Here is a 9,988-nt window from a genome sequence, read left to right as displayed (position 1 = left end):
CAGCTTCTCCGCCATCGCCTGGAAGCTGAGGTGGGTCGGGAGATACGGGCCTCCGGCTCCGCGCATTCGGTTGCGTGGGTGTCTCTCGACGAGGGCGATCAGGTGGCACGGATGAAGGGGCACTCATGACAGCCTGGGCAGGCTCGCTCGTTCCGGTCCTGGCGGTCGACCCCGTGCCGTGGGCGCGGTCACAGATGGCCTTCACCCTCGGTTTCCACATCATCCTGGTGCCGTTGGGGGTGTCGTGGGCGGCGATGGCGTTGATCGCCAACTACCGCGGGATCAAGCACGACGACCCGGACGCGATGCTGTTGGCGCAGCGGTGGTCCAAGTACATGGCCGTGACGTTCGCCGTGGGTGCGGTAACGGGCACGGTCCTGTCGTTCGAGTTCGGCCTGCTGTGGCCGAAGTTCATGGGTCAGTGGGGTGCCGCCTTCGGGGTGCCGTTCGCGTTCGAGGGCATCTTCTTCTTCACCGAGGCGGTCTTCGTCTCGATCTACATCTTCGGATGGCGTCGGCTGAGGCCGTGGACCCATTTCTGGAGCGGCGTACCGATCGCCGTCACGGGTGTCCTGGGCAGCATCTCGGTGGTCTCGGCGAACGCATGGATGAACGCGCCCGAGGGCGTCACCTTGAACTCGGCCGGCAAGGTCGTGGACGTCGACCCGATGAAGGTGATCTTCAACAGCGCGATGCCGCTGATGGCGACCCACATGGTCGTGGCGGCGTACCTGGTCGGCGGCTTCCTGATCGCCTCGATCTACGCCATGGGCATGCTGCGCGGCCGTCGCGACCACTACCACCGGCTGGCGTTCCTGATCGCCTTCACGGTCGCCGCGATCGCGACCCCGGTGCAGATGGGGGTCGGCGACGCACTGGCCCGTTGGGTCTACAACGAGCAGCCGGGGAAGTTCGCCTCGATCGAGATGGTCCCGCAGACCAGCAGTGACGTCCCGGAGACGCTCTTCGGGCACCTCAACTCCTCGGGCCGGGTCGTCGGTGGGATTCCCATCCCCGGTCTCGCCTCGATCCTGTCCGACCCCAAGACGGGAACCTCCACGCAGATTCAGGGCCTCGACACGATTCCCGCCGATGACCGGCCGACCACGACCGACGTGAACATCACCCACCTGGCCTGGGACATCATGGTCGGTCTCGGCACCCTGCTGTTCTTGTTGACGCTCTGGTACTGGGCGTCGTGGATCTTCCGACGAGACATGCCTCAGAGCCGGTGGTTCCTGCGTGCCGCCGCGTCGGCGGGCGTGCTGTCCGTGGTCACTCTCGAGGCCGGGTGGACCGTCAGCGAGGTCGGGCGACAACCCTGGATCGTCTACCAGAAGATGAAGGTCGTCGACGCCGCCACCGCCAACACCGGCATCTGGATCACGTTCATCGGCGTCACGATCCTGTACGTCGGCCTCGGCATCACCACGATCCTCGTGCTTCGCATCATGAGTCGCCGGTTCCGCAAGGGCGACGGGTTCGACGATGCCGATGTCCCCTACGGTCCGAGCGAGGAACCGGCAGAGCAGCGGAAAGAACCCGTCGGATGAGCACAGCAGCAGCCGTCATCCTCTTCGCCGCGATCACCGTCTATGCGGTGTTCGGCGGTGCCGATTTCGGAGCCGGCTTCTGGGACCTCACCGCCGGTGGGGCGAAGCCTGGCGAGCGACCTCGAGAGGTCATCGACCACTCCATCGGGCCCGTGTGGGAGGCCAACCACGTGTGGCTGATCTTCGTGTTCGTGGTGCTGTGGACCTGCTTCCCCGAGGCGTATGCCTCGATCACGCTGACCCTCTTCGTCCCGCTGACCCTGGCGGCCCTGGGCATCGTCCTGCGTGGCGCGAGCTTCGCCTTCCGCAAGGCGGTCCTCCGTACTCGCGACCAACGCAACTTCGGCGCCGCGTTCGCCCTCGCCTCGGTCCTGGTGCCCTACTGCCTCGGTGCCGTCGTCGGCAGCATCGCCTCGGGACGCGTCCCCGCAGGCGGGGTCGCCGGTGACCCGTGGAGCAGCTGGATCAACCCCACCTCGGTCCTGGGCGGCCTGCTGGCTGTGTGTACGACGGCGTACCTGGCGGCGTTCTTCCTGGTCTCCGATGCCGGGCGCCTGTCCGACGAGGCCATGGTCACCTACTTCAGGCGACGCGCCACCGCGGCCGGCGTCGTGGCCGGGGTGGTCGCAGCCGCCGGAATCCTCGTCCTGCACCACGACGCGACCTACCTCTTCGACGGCCTGAAGACCCGCGCGCTGGCTCTGGTCATCCTCTCCGCAGTCTGCGGACTCGGCGCCCTCGTGCTCCTCACCCGACGCGCACGACTCGGTGCCCGGCTCGCCGCCGTGGCCGCAGTGGTCAGTGTCATCGTGGCCTGGGGAGTGGCGCAGTGGGACTACCTGCTCCCCACGAGCCTGACCGTCTCCGAGGCGGCTGCGCCGTCCGGGACGATGACGGCCGTCTTCCTCGCCGCCGGCCTCGCCGCGGTTCTGATCGTGCCCGCGTTTGCCCTGCTCTACGTCCTCGACCAGAAGAGTCTGCTTCCCGAGGAGAGCGTCCCCGAACCCAGCAACGACTGAGCGACGCAGGGATCAGCCGGGCGGGTTCAGGACAGTGCCGCGCCCTTCAAGCGCTCGAACTCGGCCTGGTCGATCGCCCCCGAGTCGAGCAGGGCCTTGGCCTTGGCGATCTGGTCGGTCGGACTGGTCGTCGTACCTGCCGCCGCCCGGATGCGGGCATCCATCTGGTCCTGCACCAGAGCGCTCTGCTTCGCCGCTCGTGCTCCCATGCCATGGCCCCGGGCGATCAGATAGATGAGGATCCCGAGGTACGGCAGGAGGACCAGGACGACGATCCACAGGGCCTTCATGCCACCCGACAGCTCGTGGTCGCGGAACAGGTCGCCGAAGATCGTCAGCAGCAGCCAGAACCAGATGACGAAGAGGAAGAACTCCAGGAACCAGAGGAGCACGTCCCCGTTGCCGAAGGTCGTCAGAGGCAGGATCACGGGATCTCCTTGGCTAGCGGTGTAGGCGTGGGTCCGCACGATCCTCGGACAGCCGAACATTCGCAAGCATCACCCGCCACGGCTCACCCGGTGAATCGCCCACCTGAGCGACGGTCAGGGTCCGAGCCAGGCCAGGGCGGCGACGACGAGGGCTCTGGTGCCGGTGTCGAGCGTCGGCTGGAGGACGGGACCGAAGGTGGCGGAGTGGTTGACCGGTATGTCCTGGGCGACTCGCCCGGCAATCCGGGCGCTCTCGTAGGTCTCCGGGTCGATCCCGCCGATACCCCAGTACGTGTAGGGGATGCCCAGCGTGTTCGGGATGTCGGAGAAGTCCTCGCTGGCCGTCTGTAACGGAAGTTCCTGGGCATCCGCACCGAACTCAGCGCTGAACGCGGCCGCGACCCGCTCGGTCACCTCGCGATCGTTCTCGGTGAGGGGGAAGCGATCGAACAGCTGGAAGTCCGGTGCCTGGGGGCTGCCCGAGGCCCCGCACTCGGCGGTGACGATGCGTCGGATCGCCTCCAGGATCGCGGTGCGGGTCTGCTCGTGGTAGCTGCGGACGTTCAGCGCGATCTCGGCATGGTCGGGGATGACGTTGCTCGTGGTGCCGGCCTGGATGCTGCCGACGGTCAGCACGGCCGGCTCGCCGGGCTGGACCTCCCGCGAGATCACGGTCTGCAACCGGACCACGATCATCGCCGCCAGCACCACCGGGTCGACCGAGGCCTGCGGCATCGAGCCGTGCGCACCGCGGCCGTGGACCGTGATGCGCATGCTGTCGGCCGCCGACAGGGTCGGCCCGACCCGTGTCCCGACCCGGCCCGCCGGCAGCGGCAGGACGTGCTGGCACAACGCGACCTCCGGCTTGCCGACCAGATCCGTCAGGCCGTCCTCGAGCATGCCGCGGGCGCCGTCGGCGACCTCCTCGGCCGGCTGGAACACCGCGGCCACGGTGCCGTTCCACGCGTCGGGGGTTGCTGCGAGCAGGGCGACGGCACCGAGCAGGCAGGCCACGTGTACGTCGTGACCGCACGCGTGCATCACCGGGACCTCGGTGCCGTCCGCATCGGTCCCGGTGGCGGTGCTGGCATACGGCAGGCCGGTTGCCTCGCGGACCGGGAGTGCGTCCATGTCGGCACGCAACAGCACCGTTGGTCCCTCACCGTTGCGCAGGATCCCCACCACACCGGTGCCACCGACGCCCTCGTGGACCTCGCACCCGGTGTCCCGCAGCCGGACCGAGACGTGGGACGCCGTACGACGCTCCTGGTGCGACAGCTCCGGGTGCGCGTGCAGGTCGCGGTAGAACTCCTCCTGCCAGGACCGGACCGAGTCCAAGCCGGCCAGGACCGACGTGACGTGGTCGGCTGTCATCAGATGCCTCCGCTCGGGTGTAGGTACGCCACCGCCATCATGTACCGGTTCCTTCGCCATGCATGCCGGGTGGGCTGGGCGCGTTGAGGTGGTAGCGGACGCCGAGCATCCGGACGCCGAAGCAGAGCACGGCGGCACCCAGCGCGGCCGGGGCGCCGTACACACCGTTCCGATCGGTGACGACCACGACCGTGGCAGCCAGCAGCGCCGGGATCGCGTAGAGCTCGCTCCGCAGCACGACCGGCACGCGTCCGGTCAGCACGTCCCGCAGGGTCCCGCCACCGACAGCCGTGATCACGCCGAGGATGACCGCCTGCCCGGCGCCCATGCCGAAGTCCAGTGCCTTGCTCGCGCCGGTCACGGCAAAGAGGCTCAGTCCGGCCGCATCCAGCACCAGGATCGGACCCGCCAGCCGAGTCAACCGCCAGCCGAAGGCGAAGGCGAGCAGGCTTCCTGCGGCCGCGACCGACAGGTAGCGCCAGTCACTGAACGTCGCCGGCGGCAACGAGTCGATGAGGATGTCGCGGACGATCCCGCCGCCCAAGGCGGTCACCATGCCCAACGTGACCACCCCGACAACGTCGAGCCTCGCCACCCGGATCGCGGTCAACGCCCCGTTCAATGCGAAGGCGAACGTCCCGCCCAGGTCCAGGGTCAACAGCAACGGCGACTCGGTGTTCACCGGACATGTCTACCGCCAAGTCCGGCTCACGCGGGCGACCTCGCCCGGGTATGGAGCTAGTGTGGAATGACCGCGACGTTCTGCCGCTCGAGGGGCGGGACATCGTCGATTCGCAGCGGAGGTGGACCAGGTGGAGGCGGCCCGAGCGCAATCGTTGTTGGAGGCCGAACGAGCCGAGGTCCAACGCCTGTTGGCTGAGCTGGCTTCGGCGGCGGATGAGGACCGGGACGCCGCACGCCAGACCGGCGACGAGGTGGACTCCGCCGACCCCCTTGCCGCTGAGGGCGTGGACGACGCCATCGCGGCCGGCCTGCACGACCGCCTGGCCGCGATCACGCGTGCCGAGAAGCGGCTCGCGGACGGCACCTTCGGGCTCTCCGTCCGAAGCGGAACATCCATCCCCGACGAGCGGCTCGAAGCGATGCCCACCGCCGAGCTCACCGTCGAGGAAGCCTCGGACTAGGGAGCCCCGGGGCGCTCGATGCCTGAGTCGCGTGTCGTCACCACCGCGGGCGTTGTCGAACGGGTTCAGCCCGACCGCTTTCACCCAATATCTGGCCCGAGAGTCAGGCCGCGACCGTCTTGGCTCCAGCAGCCTCCAGGCCACCACGGACCACGTCCATGACGTCCCCGACCACGTGCACGGTCAGCGCCTCGAGGACCTCGGTCGGTACGTCGTCCAGGTCCGGCTGGTTGCGGAGCGGAACGAACACCTCGGTCAGTCCGTTGCGCTGTGCCGCGAGCAGCTTCTGCTTGAGCCCGCCGATGGGCAGCACCTTGCCGTTGAGGGTCACCTCTCCGGTCATCCCCACCTCCGAGCGCACCGCGAGGCCGGTGGCGAGGGAGGCCAGCGCGGTCACCATCGTGATCCCTGCAGAGGGGCCGTCCTTGGGTGTCGCTCCGGCGGGCACGTGCACGTGGATCGCCTGGTCGAAGAACCCCGGGTCGATTCCCAGCTCGGCCGCGTGGCTGCGGACGAAGGTGAGTGCGATCTGCGCCGACTCCTTCATGACGTCGCCGAGCTGGCCGGTCAGGGTGAGACCGGCCGTGCCCTGGTGGGCGGACGCCTCGATGAAGAGGACGTCGCCGCCGAGCCCGGTCACGGCGAGACCGGTCGCGACCCCGGGCACCGAGGTGCGTTCGGGTGCCTCCGGCGTGAACCGCGGCCGCCCGATCAGGTCCTTCAGATCAGCCACCTCGATGTCGATCCGCTCAGATCCGGTCGTGAGTCGAGTAGCCGCCTTGCGAAGCGCCTTCGCGAGCAAGCGCTCCATCTGTCGCACTCCGGCCTCACGCGTGTAGTCGGCCGCCATCTCACGCAGCGCTGAGTCGGAGATCGTGACCTCGTCGGCGGTCAGGGCGGCGCGTTCGAGCTGTCGGGGCAGGAGGAAGTCGCGGGCGATGGCGACCTTGTCGTCCTCGGTGTACCCGTCCAGGGTGACCAGCTCCATCCGGTCGACCAGCGCCGACGGGATCTGCTCGACCACGTTGGCGGTGGCGATGAAGAGCACGTCGGACAGGTCCAGGTCGAGCTCGAGGTAGTGATCGCGGAACGTGTGGTTCTGAGCCGGGTCGAGCACCTCGAGCAGCGCCGCTGCCGGGTCGCCTCGGTAGTCCGCCCCGACCTTGTCGACCTCGTCGAGCAGGACGACCGGGTTCATCGAGCCGGCCTCCTTGATCGCCCGGACGATCCGGCCCGGGAGCGCACCGACGTAGGTGCGGCGGTGTCCGCGGATCTCCGCCTCGTCGCGGACGCCACCCAAGGCGACGCGGACGAACTTCCGGCCGAGCGCCCGAGCGACCGACTCACCGAGCGAGGTCTTGCCGACTCCGGGTGGACCCGCCAGTAGCATCACCGCGCCCGAGCCGCGGCCTCCCACCACCTGGAGCCCCCGATCGGCGCGGCGGCTCCGGACGGCGAGGTACTCCACGATCCGCTCCTTGACCTCGTCGAGCCCGTGGTGATCTGCGTCGAGTACGGCGCGCGCGGCAACCACGTCGGTGGTGTCCTCCGTGGTGATGCTCCACGGCAGCTCGAGCACGGTGTCGAGCCAGGTCCGGATCCACGCGGTCTCCGGGCTCTGGTCGCTGGACCGTTCCAGCTTGTCGACCTCACGCGTCAACGCCTCGCGCACGGTGTCGGGGACCTCGGCTGCCTCGACCAGGCTGCGGTAGTCGTCGGCTCCGTCGGGCTCGCCCTCACCGAGCTCCTTGCGGATCGCGGCGAGCTGCTGACGCAGCAGGAACTCCCGCTGACTCTTCTCCATGCCCTCGCGGACGTCCTCACCGATCTTGTCGGTGAGCTCGACCTCGGCCAGATGCTCCCGCGTCCACTCGATCAGCGCGTCGAGGCGCGATTCCACGTCGGGGGTCTCGAGCAGCTCCCGCTTGCGGTCCACCGACAGGTACGGCGCGTAGCCGGCGGAGTCGGCGATCGCGGCCGGGTCGGTCATCTGGTGCACCGAGTCGATGACCTGCCATGCCTCACGCCGCTGAAGCACGGCGACGACCAGCCGTTTGTACTCCTCGGCCAGCTCACGAGCGCGGTCGGAGACCTGCTCGTCCACCGGCTCGACCTCCACCCACAGCGCCGCACCGGGCCCGGACACACCGGTTCCGATCCGGCCCCGGCCCTCGGCCTTGAGCACGGCTCCGGGGTTGCCCCCGCTGAAGCGACCCACCCGCTCGACCGACGCGATCACGCCGTACGACGCGTAGCGATCCTCCAGCCGCGGAGCCACGAGAAGCCGGCCATCACTGCCCGCGCGTGCCGCGTCGATGGCGGCCTGTGCGGATTCGTCGAGCTCGATCGACACCACCATGCCCGGCAGCACCACGAGGTCGGACACGAACAGCAGCGGAAGTCGTGTGCCGGACACGGTGTCCCCCCGCTCGGAAACCTGAGTCATGCCCACTCAACTCCCGCACGCGTGGTCGTGTTCCGCCGGGGCCACGTGTTCGTCGAGGGCGAACACGACGGGCGTCCCAGTCTGAGCCCGTGTCCGACGCCGGCACCGCGACACGTGGTGAGTTCCCGGTGGACTCGTCGCGCAAGGGGATCGAATGACCGAACCCGCAGGCCTGTGACCTGCGGGTTTGGTGGAGCTGAGGGGACTCGAACCCCTGACCCTCTGCATGCCATGCAGATGCGCTACCAGCTGCGCCACAGCCCCAAGGCGTCCCGACGTCTCCGGCGGGCAACCCGCGGAATCTTAGCCAACCGGAGCCTCGGCGACGAAATCGGGCCCGTGCGGCAGGCCCCCAACCTTCTCGTTGTACGACGCCAACCGAATCCGACCCTGGGCGGGGTCAGCGACCAGCACGCAGTAGGCGCCGTTCTCGACCCCGAGCAGTGCCCGGGCCTCCTCCCACGGCCAGCCGATGACGCCCATCAGGCCCACGCGCAGACAGGCTCCGTGGAGCACGGCGACGCCGGTTTGACCAGCGTCGAGGGCGTCGAAGCAGTCGAGGAGTGCGGGGACGACACGGTCGCGCACCTGCTCGGTCGTCTCCTCGCCCGGGACGAGCATCGTGGAGGTCCCCGCCCGGTACGCGGCGTACTCCTCGGGGAAGCGCTCGGCGGCTTCCACGAGGGTCATCCCGGCTCGCGCCCCCACGTCGTACTCCCTCAGGCGCGGGTCGCATTCGACGGCGAGCCCGGTGGCGTCCGAGATCGCGTCGGCGGACTGCCGGGCTCGGGCCAGGTCGCTCGACCACAGGCGCACCGGCGAGAACCCGGCGAGCACCGCGGCGACGGCCTTGGCCTGGGCGTGACCGGTGGCGTTCAGCGGGACGTCGGCGTGCCCCTGCGCGCGACCGGTGAGGTTCCAGTCGGTCTCGCCGTGCCGGAGCAGGACCAGCGTGCGCGCCTCAGGCACCGGCCGGACCGGCCGACCCGGCGGTCACCTCGGCCGGCAGATCGATCAACGGGCAGTCACGCCACAGCCGCTCGAGGGCGTAGAACTGCCGCTCTTCCTCGTGCTGCACGTGCACGACGACGTCGCCGTAGTCGATCAGCACCCAGCGACCGTCGCGCTCGCCCTCACGACGGATCGGCTTCTCGCCGAGATCGCGCAGCTTCTCCTCGATCTCGTCGACGATCGCCTTGACCTGACGGTCGTTGGTCGCCGACGCCAGCAGGAACGCATCGGTGATGGCGAGCTGGTCGCTGACGTCGAAGGCCATGATGTGCTGCGCCAGCTTGTCGGACGCCGCGCGTGCGGCGGTGTGGACGAGGGTGACGGCGTGGTCAGTGGCGGTCATGCAGAGCTTTCGGTGGAGAGGGCAGTCTGACGCGGGTACAGCTGGTGCTTGGCGATGTACTGGACGACACCGTCGGGCACGAGGTACCACACGGGCTCGCCCCGCATCGTACGTCGGCGGATGTCCGTCGAGCTGATCGCCAGCGCCGGCACCTCGACCATCGTGACCCGATCGCCCGGGATCTTGCCGAGGGTCTCGGGGTCCATCACGAAGCCGGGGCGGGTACACCCCACGAACTTCGCCATCTCGAACAGGTCCTCCGCGTCGCGCCAGGTGAAGATGTCGGCGAGCGCGTCCGCGCCGGTGATGAAGTACAGCTCGGCATCGGGCAGCGCATCGCGGAGGTCGCGCAGCGTGTCGGCGGTGTACGTCGGTCCGCCGCGGTCGATGTCGACCCGCGACACCCAGAATCGCGGGTTGGACGCCGTCGCGATCACCGTCATCAGGTACCGGTCCTCGGCGGCGGTGACCTGCCGGTCGGACTTCTGCCAGGGCGCGCCGGTCGGGACGAACACGACCTCGTCGAGGTCGAACCACGACTGCACCTCGGAGGCCGCGACCAGGTGACCGTGGTGGATCGGGTCGAAGGTGCCGCCCATCACCCCGACCCTGCGGGCGCGGGCGGTCATGGCCCCATCACAGGGGCGCTCAGCTGTGCTCGCGACCCGC

General features: G+C 69.2%; 10 protein-coding genes and 1 tRNA gene. 3 read left to right on the top strand and 8 right to left on the bottom strand.

Annotated elements, in window-relative coordinates; translation table 11 throughout:
• The first annotated feature begins 125 nt into the window (after window positions 1–125).
• Both VGJ24_RS14380 and VGJ24_RS14375 read left to right on the top strand, forming a co-directional pair.
• Window positions 126–1,553, top strand: coding sequence for a cytochrome ubiquinol oxidase subunit I (locus VGJ24_RS14380; RefSeq protein WP_331501314.1), 1,428 nt, complete (start codon window positions 126–128; stop codon window positions 1,551–1,553).
• On the top strand, window positions 1,550–2,572 hold the full coding sequence (locus tag VGJ24_RS14375; RefSeq protein WP_331501313.1) for a cytochrome d ubiquinol oxidase subunit II: 1,023 nt from the start codon (window positions 1,550–1,552) through the stop codon (window positions 2,570–2,572). Before VGJ24_RS14380 ends, VGJ24_RS14375 begins: the two co-directional genes overlap by 4 nt.
• A 26-nt stretch (window positions 2,573–2,598) precedes the next feature.
• Here the strand turns inward: VGJ24_RS14375 and VGJ24_RS14370 are convergent, their stop codons facing one another.
• From VGJ24_RS14370 to VGJ24_RS14360, 3 genes are all read right to left on the bottom strand, one after another.
• Window positions 2,599–3,000, bottom strand: coding sequence for an SHOCT domain-containing protein (locus VGJ24_RS14370; protein WP_331501312.1), 402 nt, complete (start codon window positions 2,998–3,000; stop codon window positions 2,599–2,601).
• Between the two features lie 114 nt (window positions 3,001–3,114).
• The gene (locus VGJ24_RS14365; protein ID WP_331501311.1) at window positions 3,115–4,374 is read right to left on the bottom strand and encodes an amidohydrolase; all 1,260 of its coding nucleotides are present in this window, start codon (window positions 4,372–4,374) and stop codon (window positions 3,115–3,117) included.
• A gap of 37 nt (window positions 4,375–4,411) precedes the next feature.
• Complete coding sequence (locus VGJ24_RS14360; protein WP_331501310.1) at window positions 4,412–5,056, bottom strand: trimeric intracellular cation channel family protein; 645 nt, start codon at window positions 5,054–5,056, stop codon at window positions 4,412–4,414.
• 121 nt (window positions 5,057–5,177) lie between these two features.
• Here VGJ24_RS14360 and VGJ24_RS14355 point away from each other — a divergent pair, with 121 nt between their 5' ends.
• Window positions 5,178–5,519 carry a hypothetical protein gene (locus VGJ24_RS14355; protein WP_331501309.1) on the top strand — a complete coding sequence of 114 codons (342 nt, stop codon included), beginning with the start codon at window positions 5,178–5,180 and terminating at the stop codon, window positions 5,517–5,519.
• 103 nt (window positions 5,520–5,622) lie between these two features.
• On the opposite strand, the gene lon is transcribed toward VGJ24_RS14355, so the two are convergent.
• The 5 genes from lon to nadD all read right to left on the bottom strand — a co-directional run bounded on the left by lon (window position 5,623) and on the right by nadD (window position 9,948).
• Complete coding sequence (lon, locus tag VGJ24_RS14350) at window positions 5,623–7,965, bottom strand: endopeptidase La (RefSeq protein ID WP_331501308.1); 2,343 nt, start codon at window positions 7,963–7,965, stop codon at window positions 5,623–5,625.
• A gap of 188 nt (window positions 7,966–8,153) precedes the next feature.
• Window positions 8,154–8,229, bottom strand: a tRNA-Ala gene (locus tag VGJ24_RS14345).
• 39 nt (window positions 8,230–8,268) lie between these two features.
• Entirely contained in the window at window positions 8,269–8,934 is a 666-nt protein-coding gene (locus VGJ24_RS14340; protein ID WP_331501307.1) for a histidine phosphatase family protein, read from the bottom strand.
• On the bottom strand, window positions 8,927–9,319 hold the full coding sequence (gene rsfS, locus VGJ24_RS14335; protein ID WP_331501306.1) for a ribosome silencing factor: 393 nt from the start codon (window positions 9,317–9,319) through the stop codon (window positions 8,927–8,929). The genes VGJ24_RS14340 and rsfS overlap by 8 nt, the downstream gene beginning before the upstream one ends.
• Window positions 9,316–9,948 (bottom strand): nicotinate-nucleotide adenylyltransferase, encoded by a 633-nt coding sequence (gene nadD / locus VGJ24_RS14330; protein ID WP_331501305.1) that lies wholly within the window; start codon window positions 9,946–9,948, stop codon window positions 9,316–9,318. The genes rsfS and nadD overlap by 4 nt, the downstream gene beginning before the upstream one ends.
• Window positions 9,949–9,988: the final 40 nt, after the last annotated feature.

This window comes from Nocardioides sp., assembly GCF_036493135.1.
Lineage (GTDB): Bacteria > Actinomycetota > Actinomycetes > Propionibacteriales > Nocardioidaceae > Nocardioides.
Note: the sequence above shows the minus strand (reverse complement) of the source record. Positions and strands in the feature narration are given on the sequence as shown.

Excerpts from the sequence above, each read along its gene's own strand:
- VGJ24_RS14380 (WP_331501314.1), top strand. The coding sequence starts at position 126 with ATGACAGCCTGGGCAGGCTCGCTCGTTCCGGTCCTGGCGGTCGACCCC.
- VGJ24_RS14375 (WP_331501313.1), top strand. The coding sequence starts at position 1,550 with ATGAGCACAGCAGCAGCCGTCATCCTCTTCGCCGCGATCACCGTCTAT.
- VGJ24_RS14365 (WP_331501311.1), bottom strand. The coding sequence starts at position 4,374 with ATGACAGCCGACCACGTCACGTCGGTCCTGGCCGGCTTGGACTCGGTC.
- lon (WP_331501308.1), bottom strand. The coding sequence starts at position 7,965 with ATGACTCAGGTTTCCGAGCGGGGGGACACCGTGTCCGGCACACGACTT.
- rsfS (WP_331501306.1), bottom strand. The coding sequence starts at position 9,319 with ATGACCGCCACTGACCACGCCGTCACCCTCGTCCACACCGCCGCACGC.
- nadD (WP_331501305.1), bottom strand. The coding sequence starts at position 9,948 with ATGACCGCCCGCGCCCGCAGGGTCGGGGTGATGGGCGGCACCTTCGAC.